Origin of the sequence: Algisphaera agarilytica, assembly GCF_014207595.1 — a bacterium.
Classification (GTDB): Bacteria; Planctomycetota; Phycisphaerae; order Phycisphaerales; family Phycisphaeraceae; genus Algisphaera; species Algisphaera agarilytica.
Genome location: NZ_JACHGY010000001.1, coordinates 2725848 through 2744600 on the forward strand (window position 1 = coordinate 2725848; position 18753 = coordinate 2744600).

Below are 18753 nucleotides of genomic sequence, written 5' to 3' on the forward strand. Positions count from 1 at the left end.
GGGAAGCGTTGGCCATGGGTGCGATGGCGATGGTGGTGATCGGGGGTATGGCGATGTGGCTGCTCAAGGGGCCGGCGGTGTTGGGGGCGTGGGTTGGTGTGGCGGTGGCGTCGAATTGGCGAGGCGGCCGGGTGCAGAGTTGGGGGCGGGGGTGGAAAGGGTTCTTCCGCAGCCTGTTCCGCGCCAAGCTGTGGCTGCCGATCGTGTTGGGAGTAGTGGGGTTCGGCGTATGGGCCACGCTGGTGTGGATGCGGATGAGCAGCGCCAGCGACGGGGCGGTCGACACCACGGGGATGAATGAAGTGTCCGGTTACATGGGCGGATCCGGGCTGGCACGCTACGGCCGAGCCATCGGCGCAGCGCTGCTATCGCCAACGTATGCACTTCCCGCATGCCTGCTGGCGATCCCCGTGATCCTCGGGCTTCGACGCGGCACGTGGGAAGAGCGCGAACGGCGACTCCTGATCGGTTTGTTGGCGGCGTTCGTAGCCGGGGCGCTGGTGAGCCTGGTCGTGGGCCTACGGCAGCCGCGTTACTACTACACGTTGCTGGTGATGGTGCCGATGTTCGCCGCGGCGGTGGCGGGGCGGTGGGAGGCGATGGTGGGCGGCGACAAAGGGCGTGAAGCCGTGCGGGCGGGCATGTCGGTGTTTGCGATCGTGCTCGCCGTGGGCTCGGGCGTGCTGGCGAAGACGTCCACTGGAGCGCACGACATGAGCTGGCCGTGGATCACTGCGGGTCTGGCGATCGCGGCGAGCATCTGGGCGCTGGTCGAACTCGTCCGCCACCGTGCGGGCTGGGGTTTGGTGGCGCTGTCATTAACGCTGCTCGCCACGATGAGCACCTTCGGCGGGCGCTGGCTGTCGGACAAACACGACAAAGGCGTGCTCGCCGCCTCGGCTCAGCTCCGCGAGACCGTCGCCGATGCCCCGGCGGTGTACGCCACCAAGACCGTGTTTGACCACCCGGAGATGTACCACCACTCCGGCGTCTGGCCGACGAAGCTCCCCGCGGACTGGCTCACGCTCGGCCATTCGCTGCGGCCCGGCGCGTGGTGCGTGCTGCAGGACTACGAATGGGAACTCATCCGCGACCGTGAAGACATCGGACGCTGGCAGCCGCAGGAGATCGTCCTGGACGGCGACACGATGTGGATGGTCCGCGTGCCGTGATCAACGCCTACTTGCCGTGCACCATCTTGATCAGGTCGTCGACGGTGCGGTGCGCCTCGACGGGGTGACGCAGCGGCTGATTGCGGTGGATGGTGTAGTGGTTGCGCCGGCCTTCTTTCTCCCGGGTCACGATCCCGGCGGCTTCCAGGTCGGCGACGATCTTCTGCACGGCCCGCTCGGTGATGTTCACCTGCGTGGCGAGGTCGCGTAGCCGTAGGTCCGGCTCGAGGGCGAGCAGCAGCAAAACATGCGAGTGGTTGCTGAGAAACGTGAACTGCACGTGGTTATCGGCCTCGTCGGACGGGCGGGAGCTGGGCGCGGATTTTTTTTGGGCCATGGGCTTGACACGATCCTAAAATTGGGATAAAGTTTTCACGAAAATTAATTCGTGCATTTGTTTTCCAGATAGATTTTACCATAAACCTCGTCCGGAGACCCCCCGATGACCGCCGCCCTCAAGCATTCCCTGGCCGATCTCGAAGCCCCCGCCTCCCTGCTGTCCGATCAACCCCAGACCCGGACCCGTATCGCGGTGGCCTACGGCGACGGCATCGGGCCGGAGATCATGGCCGCCACCCTCAGCATCCTCGACCTCGCCGGGGCCGACCTCGGCTACGACACGATCGAGATCGGCGAGAAGGTCTACGAACGCGGCGTCTCGGCCGGCATCGAGCCCGAGTCCTGGGACACCCTCCGCGCCAACAAGGTCTTCCTCAAGGCCCCTATCACCACGCCCCAGGGCGGCGGCTTCAAGTCCCTCAACGTCACCACCCGCAAGACGCTGGGCCTCTACGCCAACGTCCGGCCGTGCGTCGCCTACACCCCGTTTGTCGCCAGCAAACACCCCGGCATGGATGTCGTCATCGTCCGCGAGAACGAAGAAGACACCTACGGCGGTATCGAGCACCGACAGACCTCCGAGGTCACGCAGTGCCTCAAGCTCATCTCCCGGCCCGGCTGCGAGAAGATCGTCCGCTACGCCTTCGAGTACGCCCGGTCCACGGGACGGAAGCGCGTGAGCTGCTTCACCAAAGACAACATCATGAAGGCGACCGACGGGCTGTTCCACCAGGTCTTTGACGAGATCGCCCCCGAATACCCCGAGATCGAACACGACCACTGGATCATCGACATCGGCGCCGCCATGCTCGCCGATCAGCCCGAGCGGTTCGATGTGATCGTCACCCCGAACCTCTACGGCGACATCATCAGCGACATCGCCGCGCAGATCGCCGGCAGCGTCGGCCTCTGCGGCACGTCGAACATCGGCGAAGACTGCGCGATGTTCGAAGCGATCCACGGCAGCGCCCCGGACATCGCCGGCCAAGACGTGGCCAACCCCTCGGGGCTGATCCTGGCCGCGGTGCAGATGCTCGTCCACCTGGGCAAGCCCGACGTGGCCGAGCGCATCCACAACGCCTTGCTCGCTACGATCGAAGACGGCATCCACACGCCCGACCTCTACGACCCGGACGTGAGCCAACTGAAAGTCGGCACCGCCGAGTTCGCCGACGCGGTGATCGATCGCCTCGACCTCAAGCCCCGGCAGCTCAAGGCGGTGCAATACCACACCGCGCCCGAACCCGCCGAGGTCAAGGTGCTCAGCCGTAAGGTTCCGCCCTCCAAGCCGTTCAAGCAATTGGTGGGGGTGGATGTCTTCCTCGACTGGGACGAGCCCCGGCGTGACCCCCAACGGCTCGCGGCCCGCCTGAAATACGTCTCGCAGAGCTCGGGCCTCGAGCTCCAGATGATCACCAACCGTGGGGTGAAGGTTTGGCCATCGGGCTTCCCCGAGACCTTCTGCACCGACCACTGGCGCTGCCGGTTCGTTCCCCGGCAGGCGCACGAAAAGTTTGAGCAAGATGTTTCAACCACGCCCAAGCAGTTGATCCTGCTGCTCACGCACCTGGACAACCACGGGCTGGACGTGATCAAAACCGAGAACCTCTACACCTTCGACGGCAAGCCCGGATACTCCTTGGGGCAAGGCCAATGATGAAAGATCCAGGTGAACGGTCCGCCGACCGCCCGACTTGAAATGAACATCGTCTGGAACATGCCAGACGATATCAATCCCTACCCACGGGCTGGCCGACCACAACCCGGCTTCACAATTGATCTTCCCCGTCTCCCGGACGGCCCGCGTCCCCTCTCCGCGGGCCGTCTTTTATTTCCCATCTCCAAAGATGGTCTACCACTGGCTGTTGCGTTGGCTCTTGGCGGCTTCCATCAGGCCTTGCAGATACATCAGGCCCAGCGAGCGGTCGAACAGGCCGTAGCCCGGTCGGCCTTCTTCGCCCCAGATCATCCGGCCGTGGTCCGGACGCAGCGGGCCGTCGTAGCCGGTGGCGACCAGCGCCTTCATCACCGCGTACATGTCCACGGTGCCGAGGCGGGAGAGGTGGGGGGCTTCGTGGAACTGCTTGTTGCCGGTGACCGCGACGTTGCGCATGTGCACAAAGTTGATGCGGTTACGCTTGCCGAACTTGCTGACGATCTGCGGGAGGTCGTTGCTGAGGCTCGCGCCCAGGGAGCCGGTGCAGACGGTGATGCCGTTGGACGGGCTGTCGACCACGCGGGTGATGCGTTCGTAGGCCGCCTCGCCCGTGACGATGCGCGGCAGGCCCAGGATCGACCACGGCGGATCGTCCGGGTGGATCGCCATCTTCACGCCCGCCTCTTCCGCGACGGGAACCACCCGCTCCAGGAAGTAGGTCAGGTTGTTCCACAGCGTGTCGGTGCCCAGCGCCCGGAACTGCTCGATGAGTTCTTTGAACCGCTCGGGCGTGTACACGGTCGACCAGCCGGGCAGGTTCGCGGCGCCCTCGGCATCAAGATCGATGTCGTTGAGCTCTTCGTAGCAGAAGCTCAGGGCGTGCGATCCGTCGGCGAGGGTGTGCTGGAGATTGGTCCGTGTCCAGTCGAACACGGGCATGAAGTTGTAGCAGAGCGTGGGGATGCCGGCCTTGCCGACATTGCGGATCGATTCGCAGTACGCATCGATGTAGTCGTCGCGTGTGGGCAGGCCGAGCTTGATGTCTTCGTGGACCGAGATCGACTCGATGACGTCGAGCTCGAGGCCTTCCTGGTTGATGATCTGACGCAGGGCCGCGATCTTCTCGAAGGGCCAAACGTCGCCGACCTCGACGTCGTAGATCGCGCTGACGATCCCGGTGACGCCGGGGATTTGACGGATTTTGCTCAGCGGCACGGGGTCATCCGTGCCGAACCATCGCATGGTCATTTTCATGGGTAAAACTCAGGGGGGATTCTGGCGGGTGAATTAAATATATAATCAAGGGGGTTGATGTCAAATCGATCGCGGAAATCTTGCGTGAGCCGCCGAGGCGATCGCGGCGTGAGGTGGCCCGCGGGAACCCAAGCCATCGCTTGCCCGGCGAGAGGTTGTTACAAAAACAAGTGGCGGAAGAGTTTCGGCCAGCCGATATCGGTGAAGGTGAACCTCAATCGTTCATCGATTTCGTCGTTGACATCCCCCACCCGCACGACTACATTTTCGCACATGCACCGCGACTCCCTTATTCTCTCGCTCCTCGGCAACAAGCTAAACGGCTTGCTGCTTATGGATTGGGCTGGATAAGGTTCGCTGCTGCTTAACGCACACACGCCAACCCTGTCCGGCCACGCCCGACAGGGTTTTTTTGTGTACTTATGAACCCCACGCCTCGAACCTCAACCCTTACGCCTCTTTAACCCCGAGCCTGCCATGACCGACATCCGCATCTTCGACACGACCCTCCGTGATGGCGAGCAATCGCCCGGCGCTTCGCTGAACCACGCCGAGAAGCTCGAGATCGCCCGCCAGCTCGAGGCCCTGGGCGTCGATGTCATCGAGGCCGGTTTCCCCATCACCAGCCAGGGCGACTTCGACGCGGTCAGCGCGATCGCCCACGAACTGACCAAGCCGATCGTCTGCGGCCTGGCCCGCTGCGTCCCCCGCGACATCGATCGTGCGGGCGAGGCGGTGAAACACGCCAAGCAGGGCCGTATCCACGTCTTCTGCGCGACGAGCAAGATCCACCGCGAGCACAAGCTGAAAAAAGCCTTCGAGCAGATCATCGAGCTGTCGCAGCACAGCGTCGAGCAGGCCCGCGGCTACGTCGAGGATGTCGAGTTCTCCCCCGAGGACGGCAGCCGGACCGAGCTGAACTACCTGGTCGACATCACCGCCGCCGTGATCGAAGCGGGCGCGACGACGATCAACATCCCCGACACCGTCGGCTACTCGGTCCCCGAAGAGTATGGCCACATCTTTGCCTACGTCCGCGAGCAGCTGCCGATCATCGACGAGAAGGGCATCTACCTGTCCAGCCACTGCCACAACGACCTGGGCTTGGCTGTCGCCAACTCGCTGAGCGCGATGCAGAACGGCGCCCGCCAGATCGAGTGCACCATCAACGGCATCGGCGAGCGTGCGGGCAACGCCGCGCTCGAAGAGATCGTCATGGCCATGCGCACCCGCGCCGACTACTACGAGAAGTACAACACCAACATCGACATCAGCAAGCTCTACCCGACCTCACGCATGGTCTCGACCCTGACCGGCCTGCAGGTCCAGCGCAACAAGGCGTTGGTCGGGCAGAACGCGTTTGCTCACGAGTCGGGCATCCACCAGGACGGCATGCTCAAGAACCGCAACACCTACGAGATCATGGACCCGCAGACCATCGGCGTCCCCGAGTCCAAGCTGGTGCTGGGCAAGCACTCGGGCCGACACGCGCTGGGCGACCGTATCAAACAGCTGGGCTACACCATCGACGACGACACGCTCAACCGCGTGTACGAGACGTTCAAAGCCTTGGCCGACAAGAAGAAAGACGTCTTTGATGAAGACATCGAAGCGATGATCGACACCACGCTGGAGAACGCGGCGCCCCTGTGGGAGCTGGTCAGCTTCCAGGTCAACAGCGGCTCGGGCGTTGCGCCCTCGGCCACAGTCACGATGCGTGACTCGTCCGGCGAAGAACGCGAAGACACCGAGACCGGCGACGGCCCGCTCGACGCGATCTTCTCGGCGGTGCAAAAACTCACCGGCGTTAAGGTCAAGCTCGAGGACTACAACACCCGTGCCGTCACCGGCGGCAAGGACGCCCAGGGCGAAGCCACCGTGCAGGTCAACCACCACGGCCGCAAGGTCCGCGGGCGCGGTGTCTCCACCGACGTCATCGAAGCCGCGGCCAATGCGTACGTCGCCGCGATCAACCGCATCAAAACCGCCGAGGCCCGCAAGGTCGCAGCGACGACGATGGGTGAAGACGACCCCGACGTGAAGGCGGAATCGCCATGAGCCTGCTGATTCCGGTTGACGACGAAGTGAGCCTGCGCCTGGTGCAGCCGCACCACGCCGAGGAGATTTACGCTGCCGCGATGACGAGCCAGGAATCGCTCTATCGGTGGATGCCGTGGTGTAAACCCGACTTGGTGGTCGATGACACGCGGAAGTGGATCGCGACGGTGCTCAAGGAGTTTGGCGAACGTAAGACGATGCCGTTGTCGGTTCTTGAGCATGGCGAGTTGGTCGGCGGATGTGGCTGGTCGTTCTGGGATGAGCACGACAACACCGACTGGAACCTCAGGTCACGCACCGCCGACATCGGCTATTGGCTGATCGACTCGGCACGCGGCCGGGGCATCATGACGCGCGCGGTCCGGGCGCTGGTGGACTACGGCTTCAAAGAGCAGGGCCTGCACCGCATCACGATCCGAGCCGAGCCCGAGAATCATTCGAGCTGGGGTGTGCCCGAGCGTTTGGGCTTTACGCTCGAAGGAACGATGCGTCACGTGCTTGAGTGGAACGGGCGCCGCATCGACCACCGCTGCTACGCCATGATCGCCGAGGATTGGCGAGACGCGCAGGGTTGAGGCCTTTCATCATGTCATCCCCCTGAACCGCCGTCACCAAGCGATTAACCCGCCATTAACCCTCGAAAACCGGTTTTTATCGGCAATCACCGAACCAGCCGATAGGATATATGGTAAGAGAGAAAGACTTTGAGCGGCCCACGCTCACATCCAGGAGACCCCGGCTTTGACTCAAGCCCCCGCCCCCCCGGAACTCACTCCTTCCGAGCCTCAAACCCAGGACGCCCCCAAGGCTCCTTCGAGTACGCAGACCAAACACTTCGTGCTCGACACCAATGTCCTGCTCCACAACCCCGGCTGTCTTTACATGTTTGACGACAACCACGTCGTCATCCCCTTCACGGTTCTCGAAGAGCTCGACAAGTTCAAAAAGAACAACGACGACACCGGCCGCAACTGCCGGGAAGTGATCCGCCAACTCGACAAGCTCCGCGCCAAGGGCCCGCTGGCGGACGGTGTGGAGTGGAACGGCCACGGCGGCACGGTCCGCATCGCCTTCGCCTCCAAAGAACGCCCCCAGGCCTTGCGTGAAGACGCGCCCGACAACCGCATCATCTCCGTTGCTCTTCGTTTGATGGACGAGGGCAAGAACGCGGTGATGATCTCCAAGGACATCAACGTTCGCATCAAGGCCGACTCGCTCGGCCTGCCCGCCGAGGACTTCGAGGCGCAGAAGGTCGACAGCGACCGCCTGTACAAGGGCTACGCCGAGCTCGACGTGCCCGGCGAACTGATCGATCGGCTCTACGAAGAGAAGCAGATCGAATTCGAAGCCATCGAGCCACACCTCACCGTCGAATACGAAGACGGCAGCACCTCGACCATCGAAGTCCTGCCCAACCAGTTCGTCCACCTGCGCAACGCGCTCGACGACTCGCACACCGGTCTCGCCCGTCGCCTGGCCGACACCGACCACCTCATCCCGATCCACGCGCCGCGCAAGCCCGTGTTCGGCATCATGGCCCGCAACGTCCAGCAGACCATGGCCCTGGACCTCCTGCTCGACGACGACATCAAGCTCATCACCCTGCTCGGCACCGCGGGCACGGGCAAAACCCTACTCGCCCTCGCGGCGGGCATGAACAAGGTCTTCACCGAGCAGCGCTACGACAAGCTCCTCGTCGCCCGTCCGATCATGCCTATGGGCCGTGACATCGGCTACCTGCCCGGCGACAAAGATGAGAAGCTCGGCGCCTGGATGCAGCCGATCTTCGACAACCTCGAATACCTCTTGAGCACCCGCGGCGTCGGCCAACAGGTCGCCGACTCCAAGCCGATCGAGCAGCGCATCGAGCAGTTCAAGAGTTCGGGCCAACTCGTGCTCGAGCCGCTCACCTACATCCGCGGCCGATCGATCCCGATGCAGTTCATGATCGTCGACGAAGCCCAGAACCTCACGCCCCACGAAGTGAAGACCATCGTCTCTCGCGTCGGCGAGGGCACCAAGATCATCCTCACCGGTGACGTTGCCCAGATCGACAACCCCTACCTCGACGCGTCGTCCAATGGCATGAGCTACCTGATCGAGCGCCTCAAGGGCAGCGCTCAGGTCGGCCACGTCACCCTGGCCCGCAGCGAACGCAGCGAACTCGCGTCGCTGGCGGCGGACAAGCTGTAGGGGGATAGATGCTGTGGATACTGAGCTACAGTGTAACGGTCATAGGTCCTGAGTATGCCTTTCCCGATTGGCTCGAGAGATTCGCGGAGAGTCTGACCTATCAAGAGTCGATCGTTGGTTGGCTCTGGTTTATCCTCTTTTCACTGCTTTATTCGGCAAGTTTATGGGGGCTGAGGCGATTTGGATTGCCACAGTGGGCCTGCGTAACAGGCTGCGGATGTTTGTTTATTGCATGGATATACAACATTCTCGCCGAGATTTGGATTCGCTCCGAGAACGATGATTTAAAGATTTTGAATTTTCTTTTCGAAAGTACAACTGATGGCTGGAGTATCGCGCATCACAGGAACCATGACTCGATTTGGCTGATTGTGCTTTTGTGGCTGTGGGGGAGTTGTCTTTGGTGTCTTGTGTGCAAGCAGCGTTGGAATCGCACGATATGGGTTCCATGGGGGCTTATGGTTTTGTATATCGTTGCCATGACCGCCCACCGATCCGTTGGCAAGATTGGTGACTTGGTTATTTTGGAATCAGGTTACGACTTGTATTATCTGGCTGCGGCCTCGCAGATGATCGCATGGTGTTTCACCTTGGCGTTTGTATTAATAGTGTTGCGTGGCGGTCGGATGAGTCGGGCTGGGTCAACGCTGGCAGGCATACAGGTTCGATGCCCACGATGTGAAGCAGAACAACTCATTACATCGCCCGAAGCACGTTGCAAGAAATGCCGGATGATCCTGCGCGTCGCGGCAATCGAGCCGCGTTGTCCGCACTGCGATTACATCTTGCATTCGCCGACGACGCCCGAGTGTCCGGAGTGTGGGGAGCGGCTGCCCGATGTGGAAATCGTCCAGCCACAAGAGTCGTAGGGTGGGCACCGCTCACCGGCTTTGAACGTGGCAGCCATGTCGCAATGGTGGGCGATGCCCACCCTACGCGGACGGATCGTGCGGATACAATCTCTCCGTGTCGATCAGACCCCAGGACATCCCGGACGAGGAAGAGATGGACGCCGTGCGTGAGGCGGCCAGCGGTCGGCCGCGACGGGGCGGGGTGCGGCGGGTGGTGCGTTGGGCGGTGCGGCTTAGCGTCGGCGGGGTGTTGCTGATCGCGCTGGTTGTGGCCTTCCTGCCCACGCTCATCAGCACCGGGGCGGGCACGGCTCGGATCGTCGACACGATCAACCAGCAGATCCCCGGGCACGTCGAGATCGACGACATGAAACTCGCCTGGCTCAAGGGCCAGTCGCTGCAGGGGGTGCGGCTCTACGACCCGGCGGGGGATGTGGTCGGCTCGATCGACGAGGTGCGTCTCGAAGACGTCGGCCTGATCGCCCTGGCGCGGGGCACACGCGACCTGGGCATCATCGCCATCGAAGGCGGGGCGGTCAGCCTGGTCGAAGACGAAGACGGCAGCACCAACCTCGACCGTGCGCTGGGCACTTCGATCTTTGCCAAACCCGAGCGCCAGCCGATGCCGCCTGCAGGGCCCGCGCCGCCGAGCGAGTCCGACACCGAACCGGCCGACAAGCCCGAAGTCCGGACCGAGCCCGCGCCGCGCTCCGAGCCCAAGCCCGACACGAAAGACAACGGCCCGGTCCTGCCGGCCGACCTGCGGCTGGCTTTTGCGATGCGGGACATCAAGTTGCATGTCGTCGGCCCGACGCTGCCGGATGTGTTGATTGAAGTCCCCGAAGCGACCCTGACCGCCGACACCCCCGCGAGCCTGGGCTTCACGCTCGACGCCACCCTCGCCCAGGGCAAAGAAAACGGCCAGGTCAAGATCGCGGGCACCGCCAAGGACTTGTTCGACGCCGCGGGGGAGTGGTCGCTGTACGACGCGGAGTTCGATGTCGAGGGGTTGGTGCAAAGCGTGCCGATGTCGGCGATCGACCGCATCGCGTCGGAGGGCGAGCCGTTCCTCCAGACCGTCATCGGCCCGATGCTCGATGCGAACATCTCCATGCAGGGGCCGACCGATGCGCTCGACGCGTTGGTCACGGTCACCAGCGAAAACCTCAACGTCCGGCAGGGCTTGATCGCCAGCGCCCAGCGCATCAACGCATCGGACGAATCGTATTCGACCTGGGTGTTCACCCCCGAGACGTGGAAGATGCTCACCGGCGGAGGCGAGCAAGACGAGCCCGGCCCGGAATTGGTCGAGCCGTTTGTGTTGTCGTTCGGTTTGCGTGGGTTGGATGCGCCGCGGAAGGGGCAAAGCCTTGATCTGGATGCGACGCAGTTCCTGGCGTCGGTGTCGCTTGAGAACGGCCAGTCCGTGCGGCTGGCGGTGCCCGAGCAGGGCGAGATCACCGTGCAGAACTTTACCGCGGCGCTCGGCAGCGAGTCGGCGGCGACCGGCGTCTCGTTCACCCTGGACGCCGATGTCGATGCCTACGGCAACGCCGGTGAACTGTCGGGCGTGGTGGATGTGCGTCGCGGCGAAGCGGGCTGGAACGAGTTGGAGATCGAATCGGTGCTGCGGACGCTGCCGATGGCGGTGGTCGATGCCTTGGCGGGGCAGGGCAAGCGTCTGACCACCACCTTCGGACCGACGGTCGGCATGAACCTGCTGGCCAAGGCGGATGGCGCGGGCGGATACGCCCTGACGGCGGGGTTCGATCCCGGGGCCGGTTCGCCGGGCGTGTCGCGGCTGAGCGGAACGATGACGGGGCGTTACTCGGCCGATGGCGCAATCGCGCTCAAGACCGACACGCCGATCCGGCTGACGATGTCGCCCGAAGCGTTTGATCAGTGGATGCAGCCCGTCGCGGCGGCGGCGGACATGGGCGAGTCGGTGGGGCTGAGCCTGCCCGAGGCGGCGGACGTCGAGGCGGACCTGGATATCAAGTTTGCGTTGGCCGACGGCCCGGGCCTGCGGTTCGACCCCGAGCGGACGCGGGCGGTGGCGGTGATCGACCTGCCCGAGACGCAGCTGGTCGACGAGTGGTACCACCGCAGCTTCCCGCTACGCAACGGCACGATCCGCATCGACGCCCCCGATCTCCGCCAACCCATCACCGCGAAGATCGGCTTCGAGACCGACACGCCTACTGGCGAGACCGGCACGCTGACCGCCGACGCCCGCCTCACCGGCGTGATGCTCGACGACGGCTATATCCAGGTCGAGCGTGGCAAGCTTGAATGCGAGATTGAGCTGAACCGCGTGCCCACCGTCGTGTTCGATGCGCTCAGCCGGCAGCAGGGCTACGCCGTCGCGGCGTTCGGCGAAACGGTGTCGACCAACATCGACCTCAGCGACTGGAGCTTCGGCAGCGGCGGGCGGATCGAGTTTGAACTAAACAGTGCGAATAATTCGTTGGCGTCGTTTTCGGGTGAAGACAAAGAAGATTACTTTGTGCCCGATGCGCCGATGACGATGTTCCTCAACCAGACGCCGGAGTTGTCGAACAAGATCCTGCGTTTCTTGAATCCGGTGCTGCTGCCTGCGGTGGTGTCGGCGACGGTACCCATGGCGGTGACGATCGATGACGACACGTTACGGTTGCCGACTCGCGGGTTCGATATCTCGAAACTTGATGCCGATATTACGGCGCAGATGGGAACACTGTCTATCGTTCCAAACGTTTCGCCGGTCGATAAGATTTTGCCGCAACTTCAAGCGCTTGGGGTGATTGAGAAAGCATCGATTTACGAGGCGCGTGTCTCGCCGATCACCATCCGAATCCGAAACGGGGTGATCATTTACGAAGAGTTGTCGTTCAAAATCGACGACGTCGAGCTCATGTTCGGCGGGACGATCAGCCTGGTGGACCAGACGGTGGACATGGGCATGACCCTCGGCGGTCGGGAGATCGACCGCGACCCGCTGCTCAAACGGCTCGTCGGCGAGGGGATCCAGATTGGCGGCACGGTGAAGCAGCCGCAGGTCAACCTCACGTCGGTGCTCAACGCGTTCTCGCAGGAACGCCTGCCCCAGACTCTCGGCGGGATACTGGAAGGCGTGCTCAAGAAAGAGCTCGGCCGCGATGAGCCCGAGGCCCCGCCGGTGAAGCCCGTTGAAGACGGGGGTGCTCAAGAGGTGCCCGCGACCGAAGAACCCGAGCCGGAAGAATCGCTAGAGGAAGCCATCGGCGGGTTGCTGGGCGACTTCCTTCGACGCGAGCTCGAGAAGGCGCAGGAATAGCGACGCAGCGCATTCGCGTGATTCACAGTGGACCGCATCTCTCGTGGGAGGCTAGCCGATGCAGCAGGTGGTAGTCGAACGGTTTGGCGGGGTGGAAGAATTGCAATGGCGTGAGGTGCCCACGCCGACGCCGGGCGCGGGGCAGGTGTTGGTGCGGCTGACCTCGATCGGGATGAACCACGCGGACCTGATGGGCCGTCGTGGTGAGTACAAGCTGTCGACCGGCGACCCGCCGTACACGCCCGGGCTCGAGGGCGGGGGTGTGATCGAAGCGGTGGGGGAGGGCGGCGATGCGTCGCGCGTCGGTCAGCGCGTGTGCCTTGCGCCGGATGCGGTACGTTTGTCGAAGGGCCGACCTGGGACGTACAGCAGCCACTACGTTTGCGACGACGACGAAGCGTTGGCTGCGCCGGACGAGTTGCCCGACGACCAACTCGGCGCGGTCTGGCTGCCGTACCTCACGGCGTGGGGCGCGTTGGTGTGGAAGGCGAAGATCACGCCCGGCCAGACCGTCGTCTGCCCTGCGGCCAGCAGCAGCACCGCGCTCGCCGCCGCGCAGATCGCTAGGCACCACGGCTGCACGACCCTCGGCCTGACCACCAGCCCCGACAAAGTCGCCTCGCTCGAATCGGCTTACGACCACGTCGTCGTCACCCACGAACACCAAGACGGCGAGCGGGTCATGCGCCCGTGGCACCGCGACATGAAACAGCTCACCGACAGCAGGGGCGTGGACGTGTTTTTCGACCCCGTCGCGGCGGGGGCGTACCTCAACACCGAGATCCGCTGCCTCGCTCAGCACGGCTGCGTCGTCGTGTACGGCCTGCTCGGCTCGCCCGGTACGGTGGACGTCACCCCGCTCATCCGCAAGCACGCCTCGATCGTGAGCTACGTCAACGATGAGGTGTTTTCGGCTGGCCGTGACGAGATGATGCGCGGCGTCGAGCACCTGTTCGAGGGGTTCGCCTCAGGGGCCTACCGCCAAACCTTGGCGGCACGTTTCGCCCTGGCCGACGTCCGCGAGGCCAACGAAGCCATGCAACGCGGAGCCCACGTGGGCAAGATGGTGCTGATCCCCTGACAACTCGAGAAGCCCGGCTAAGCCGCAAGCGGCCTACACTACGCTGCCTTCAATTATCCGTAATCCGCAATCTGAAATCCGAAATCCAAGACCCCCATGCAGTACCGACGATTTGGCCGAACCGAACTCCAGATGCCCGTGATCTCCACCGGCGGCATGCGCTACCAGGATGGCTGGAAAGACAAGCCGCTCTCCGAGGTTGACCCCGAGGTCCACAAGAACATGGAGGCCACGATCGCCCGGTCGATCGAGGTCGGCATCAACCACATCGAGACCGCCCGCGGCTACGGCTGTAGCGAACGCCAGCTCGGCGTGATCCTGCCCAAGTTCCCGCGTGAAGAACTCATCGTGCAGACCAAGGTCGGCCCCAACGCCGACTCGGATCAGTTCCGCGCCGATGTGCTCGACTCGCTCGAACGTTTGCAACTCGACTATGTCGACCTGCTCGGCATCCACGGCCTGAACAACACCGAAACCACCCATTGGGCGGTGCGCGAAGGCGGCTGCCTCGCCGTGGCCAAGGAACTGCAGAAGCAGGGCAAGGTCCGCCACATCGGCTTCTCGACCCACGGCGGGTGCGACGAGATCATCGAAGCCATCCGCGGCGGCGACGCCCACGGCGGGTTCGACTACATGAACGTCCACTACTACTACATCTACCAACGCAACTGGCGGGCGATCCAGGAAGCCCACCAGCGCGACATGGGTGTGTTCATCATCAGCCCCAGCGACAAGGGCGGCAAGCTCTACGCCCCGTCCGACAAGTTCGCCGCGTTGTGCGATCCGCTGCACCCGATCGAGTTCAACGACCTGTGGTGTCTGCGCCACCCCGAGATCCACACGCTGAGCCTCGGCGCGGCCAAACCCAGCGACTACGACCTGCACCTCAGCGCAATCGAGAAGATCGATCAGACCGATGAGCTGGTTCCGCCGATCGAAGCGAAACTCGAAGCCGCGATGCGCGACATCGCCGGCGTGAACCACCCCGAGGCGATGAGCTGGACCGGCGTGCCCGAGCACCACGACGCTCCCGGCGGCCACAACCTGCCGATCATCCTCTGGCTGTACAACCTCGCCCGGGGTTGGGACATGGACGAGTACGCCCGTGGCCGGATGAACCTCATGGGCAACGCCAAGCACTGGTTCCCCGGCCAGAAGGTCGCGGAGCTGGCGGACATCAGCGATGCGCAGCTGCGCGAAGCGGTGCAGGCTTCGCCGTTTGCCGAGCAGATTCCCGAATTGTTGCGAGCGGGGGTGGAACGTTTGGGGGGTGAGGAAGTGAAACGGCAGAGCGCGGGTGGGTAACGTGTTGTTCGCCGCTTGCGGCTTAGCGCTCGACAGCTAAGCCGCAAGCAGCGAATGAGGATAGATCAACCCAACCCACTCTTCAGGAAATACTCCATCAATTCGTGGCCGTGGTCGATGTGGAGGTCGCTGGCGCCGGCGTTTTCTTCGCTGAAGGTGCGTTGCAGGACGCTGTGGACTTTGTGGCCGGCCATGAGGAAGGGCACGGGTGTGGGGTCGTGCTTGCGGGTGTTGACCAGGGTGTAGTGGTCGGGCAGCAGGAGGATGCGCCACGGCTCGCCGGTCTCGGCTTCGCGGGCTTCGAGGGCTTGGTGGATGGGGCCGATGACGTGTTCGTCGATCGACGCGACGGAGGCGACCTTGGTTGCGGGGTCGGCGGCGTGGCCCGCCTCGTCGGGGGCTTCGACGTGGGCGCAGACGATGTCGTAGTCGTCGAGCGCTTTGATCGCGTATTCGCCGGTCGCGGCGTAGTCGTTGTCGTGGTACGAGGTTTGGCCCGGCACGTCGAGGCGGTCCCAGTCGATAAAGGCGCTGATGCCCGCGAGCAGGTCGACGGCCGTGATCATCGCGCCCTTCAAGCCGAAGCGCGACTCGAACGACGGCATCGTCGGCCGCTGGCCCTGGCCCCACGGCCAGAAGTGCGTCGCGGGGAGTTCGCCCATCTCGGCGCGGGTCAGGTTGATCTCGTGTTCGGCGAGGAAGACCTCACTCTCGGCGATGAGTTGTTGCAGCAGCTTGGCGTGTTCCCCGCCAACGGGCAGGTGCTTGCGGATCGGCTCGCCGGGCACGTCGTGCGGCGGGGTCGTTTCGAGCTCGCCCCAATCGCGCTGGCCCGAGCGGTCGATCATGATGTTGCGGTAGCTCACGCCGGGGTAGAGCGCCACGCCGTCGAGGTCTAGGCGCGGGGCGAACTCGGTCAGCAGCCGCTTGCTCTCGGTCGAGGAGATGTGACCCGCCGAGTGATCTTGCATCTTGCCGTCGATCACCGTGACCAGGTTCACGCGGAAGATCCAATCCGATTCGCCCATCTCGATGCCCAGCGCCGCGGCTTCGAGGGGGGCCCGGCCTTTGTGGTACTTGCGGGGGTCGTAGCCCAGCAGCGACATGGTGCAGACATCGCTGCCGCAGGGCATCCCCTCGGGCGTGGTCACCGCGGTGCCCTGCCGGCCGCTCATCGCGAGCTTGTTGAGGTTGGGCGTGTCGGCGGCTTCGAAGGGCGTCTGGTCGCCCAGTTCAGCGAGGCGTTCGTCGGCGGCACCGTCGGGGATGATGAGGACGTATTTCATGGAGTAGGCGCTAGGGGTTAGGCGCTAGGCGTTAGGAGAGACTTTCTCACCATTGGCCCAGGCCAAGGCTTTCGGTTTATCGCGCACCAGAGTAGCGAAACCTAGCGCCGAGCGCCTAACTCCTAACGCCACCCCACGCCGCTCGCCCAAGCCCCTAAGCCCCCAACACCCAAGCCCCCATCAAAGACTGACCGGCACCCCCTCCGCCTTCCACTTCTCGATCAACAGCTTGAGCTCGTCCGCGGCGGTGCCGATGCGTTTGGCGGCGTCTTCGAGGCTGTTGTAGAGGGCGGGGTCCTGCATCACCTTGCCGAACGAACCTTCTTCAGAGTTCGCGGTTTCGACCAGCTTGTTGACCTGCTCGATCATGCCCGAGACGTCGTCGGCCAAAGCGACGTAGCGCTTTTCAAGACTGGCCATCGCTCCGGCGATATCTTCGCTGGCCTGGCGGGCGTTGCTGGCGGTCGCGGTCACGTCGTCGCGGAGCTGCGGGTCGTTGACCAGCGAATCGATCCCCGCGAGGACTTCGCGGAACTCGGCCAGGCGTTTGTCGACCCGGGCGATGACTGTCGTGACGTTGCCCGGGGCTTCGCCCGCTTCCACGGCGGCGAGGTCTTGCGGGTCGAGCAGGCCGTTGAGTTTTTCGCCGACGTTGCGCCACTCGGCACTCAGCCGGTCGAAGCTGTCGGCCACGCGGGTGAGTTCGCCGAAGATGCCCGCCAATGCACCGAGGCTGCCGGGGACCACGGCGCTGCCGTCTTTCTTGAGGAAGGCCTTGGGCGTGCCGTTCTGCGAGTTGGTGACGAAGCGGATGGTGGGGCTGCCGCCGAGGAGGGGTTTTTCGATGATGGCCCGGGCGGAGACGGGGACGAGCGTGTCGTCTTCGGTGATGCGGACCGCGACGGTGACGCCGGTGCCCAGGGGCTGTTTGAAGTCGACGGTTTCGACGGCACCGATGTCGATGCCCGAGAGCTCGACGCGGCTGCCGGGGTTGAGGCCCAGGGCGTCGTCGAGTTCGATGTTGACGATGTATCCGCCCTTCATGAGGGAGGGGACGTAGCCGAAGACCAGCAGCAGGAACATCAGGCCGATGAGGGCGACGGCGGTGGTGAGGCCGACGATGATGTTGCGGTTGCGTTCGTTCATGGGAAGGCTCGCGGGTGGCGGGGCGGTGGGTTAGTCCTCGTGGAAGACCGACGGGGTGTCGTCGTCGGTGTCTTCGCTGTCCAGTTCGGTAGGGTCGGGTCCGGTCGGCTCGGCCTGCAAATCGGCGACGGGCGGGGGCGGCGCTTGGGTTTGCGGGCTGGCTGAGGGTTCGTCACGGTCGGTCTTGCGTCGGCGGGGGGCGGGCGTGTTGATCGCCTCGCCGGCCGATTCGATGTTCGGGGCTTGGCCTTCTTCGAAGCCCATGCGGATCAGTTCGATGTCTTGCTGGTCGGCCTGGCCACGAATGAACCGCTGCACCAGCTCGCTCTTGCTGTTGCGGAAGGTGCAGGGGTCGGAGTCGGCGGCGACCTGGCCGTCGTAGAGCAGGACCATGCGGTCGGCGATCTTGTTGGCCGAGTTCATGTCGTGGGTCACGACGATGCTGGTCATGCCGAGCTGTTTGGTGAGCGCGAGGATGAGCTCGTTGATGACGTCCGAGCGGATGGGGTCGAGGCCGGTGGTGGGCTCGTCGTAGAGCATGACCTCCGGCTCAAGGGCGATGGCCCGGGCGAGGGCGGCGCGTTTGCGTTGCCCGCCGGACATGTCGTTGGGCATCTTGTCCTGGGTCTTGCCCAGGCCGACCATCTTGAGCAGGCGGTCGACTTTGTCGGCCCGCTGGCGTCGGTTGAGGTTGGTGTGTTCGACCAGGGGGAACTCGACGTTCTCGCCGACGGTCATCGAGTCGAACATCGCGCCCATCTGGAAGAGGAAGCCGATGCGTTTGCGCAGCGGCACGAGCTCACGTTCTTTGAGTTGGTCGACGCGTTGGTCGTGGAAGTAGACCTCGCCGGCGTCGGGCTGGAGCAGGCCGACGATGTGCTTGAGGGTCACGCTCTTGCCGGTGCCCGAGGGCCCGAGCAGGACGGTGGTTTCGTGGGGGCGGAAGTCGAGGTCCAGGCCGTTGAGCACGGTCAGCGGGCCGAAGCGTTTGTGGACGCCACGCATGCGGATGATGGGCTCGGCCTCGGACATGGCCGCCTGCGACTCGGCGCAGTCGTTATCCATTTCGGATTTCGGATTTCGGATTTCGGCATCCATATCCATGACGATCCGATC

At 63.9% G+C, this 18753-nt stretch carries 14 protein-coding genes; 9 read left to right on the forward strand and 5 right to left on the reverse strand.

The annotated features are described in order from the left end of the window. Positions 1 to 14 precede the first annotated feature (14 nt). Complete coding sequence (locus tag HNQ40_RS11770) at positions 15 to 1172, forward strand: hypothetical protein (protein ID WP_221435506.1); 1158 nt, start codon at positions 15 to 17, stop codon at positions 1170 to 1172. Between the two features lie 7 nt (positions 1173 to 1179). Here HNQ40_RS11770 and HNQ40_RS11775 read toward each other — a convergent pair whose 3' ends face one another. Continuing rightward, positions 1180 to 1509, reverse strand: coding sequence for a helix-turn-helix transcriptional regulator (locus HNQ40_RS11775; protein ID WP_184678028.1), 330 nt, complete (start codon positions 1507 to 1509; stop codon positions 1180 to 1182). Positions 1510 to 1737: 228 nt separating this feature from the next. Here HNQ40_RS11775 and HNQ40_RS11780 point away from each other — a divergent pair, with 228 nt between their 5' ends. Next, entirely contained in the window at positions 1738 to 3168 is a 1431-nt protein-coding gene (locus tag HNQ40_RS11780) for an NADP-dependent isocitrate dehydrogenase (RefSeq protein ID WP_390675694.1), read from the forward strand. A gap of 195 nt (positions 3169 to 3363) precedes the next feature. Here the strand turns inward: HNQ40_RS11780 and uxuA are convergent, their stop codons facing one another. Beyond that, positions 3364 to 4422 carry a mannonate dehydratase gene (uxuA, locus tag HNQ40_RS11785; protein ID WP_184678030.1) on the reverse strand — a complete coding sequence of 353 codons (1059 nt, stop codon included), beginning with the start codon at positions 4420 to 4422 and terminating at the stop codon, positions 3364 to 3366. 477 nt (positions 4423 to 4899) lie between these two features. Between uxuA and HNQ40_RS11790 the strand changes: the two genes are divergently transcribed. From HNQ40_RS11790 to HNQ40_RS11820, 7 genes are all read left to right on the forward strand, one after another. Beyond that, positions 4900 to 6480, forward strand: coding sequence for a 2-isopropylmalate synthase (locus tag HNQ40_RS11790; RefSeq protein ID WP_184678031.1), 1581 nt, complete (start codon positions 4900 to 4902; stop codon positions 6478 to 6480). Continuing rightward, complete coding sequence (locus HNQ40_RS11795; protein WP_184678032.1) at positions 6477 to 7055, forward strand: GNAT family N-acetyltransferase; 579 nt, start codon at positions 6477 to 6479, stop codon at positions 7053 to 7055. The genes HNQ40_RS11790 and HNQ40_RS11795 overlap by 4 nt, the downstream gene beginning before the upstream one ends. A 166-nt stretch (positions 7056 to 7221) precedes the next feature. After that, positions 7222 to 8673: a PhoH family protein gene (locus HNQ40_RS11800; protein ID WP_246402841.1), complete on the forward strand. Its 1452-nt coding sequence runs from the start codon at positions 7222 to 7224 to the stop codon at positions 8671 to 8673. 8 nt (positions 8674 to 8681) lie between these two features. Further along, a complete protein-coding gene (locus HNQ40_RS11805) occupies positions 8682 to 9542 on the forward strand; it encodes a hypothetical protein (RefSeq protein WP_184678033.1) in 861 nt (286 codons plus the stop codon). Between the two features lie 97 nt (positions 9543 to 9639). Further along, on the forward strand, positions 9640 to 12819 hold the full coding sequence (locus HNQ40_RS11810) for a hypothetical protein (protein ID WP_184678034.1): 3180 nt from the start codon (positions 9640 to 9642) through the stop codon (positions 12817 to 12819). Positions 12820 to 12877: 58 nt separating this feature from the next. Continuing rightward, complete coding sequence (locus HNQ40_RS11815) at positions 12878 to 13900, forward strand: zinc-binding dehydrogenase (RefSeq protein ID WP_184678035.1); 1023 nt, start codon at positions 12878 to 12880, stop codon at positions 13898 to 13900. 96 nt (positions 13901 to 13996) lie between these two features. Continuing rightward, positions 13997 to 15205, forward strand: a complete 1209-nt coding sequence (locus HNQ40_RS11820) for an aldo/keto reductase (RefSeq protein ID WP_184678036.1) — start codon at positions 13997 to 13999, stop codon at positions 15203 to 15205. A gap of 65 nt (positions 15206 to 15270) precedes the next feature. Here HNQ40_RS11820 and HNQ40_RS11825 read toward each other — a convergent pair whose 3' ends face one another. From HNQ40_RS11825 to HNQ40_RS11835, 3 genes are all read right to left on the reverse strand, one after another. After that, a complete protein-coding gene (locus HNQ40_RS11825) occupies positions 15271 to 16491 on the reverse strand; it encodes a cofactor-independent phosphoglycerate mutase (protein ID WP_184678037.1) in 1221 nt (406 codons plus the stop codon). A 180-nt stretch (positions 16492 to 16671) separates the two neighbouring features. Further along, entirely contained in the window at positions 16672 to 17637 is a 966-nt protein-coding gene (locus HNQ40_RS11830) for an MlaD family protein (protein WP_184678038.1), read from the reverse strand. A gap of 30 nt (positions 17638 to 17667) precedes the next feature. Next, positions 17668 to 18702 (reverse strand): ABC transporter ATP-binding protein, encoded by a 1035-nt coding sequence (locus HNQ40_RS11835; protein ID WP_221435507.1) that lies wholly within the window; start codon positions 18700 to 18702, stop codon positions 17668 to 17670. Between the last annotated feature and the right edge of the window lie 51 nt (positions 18703 to 18753).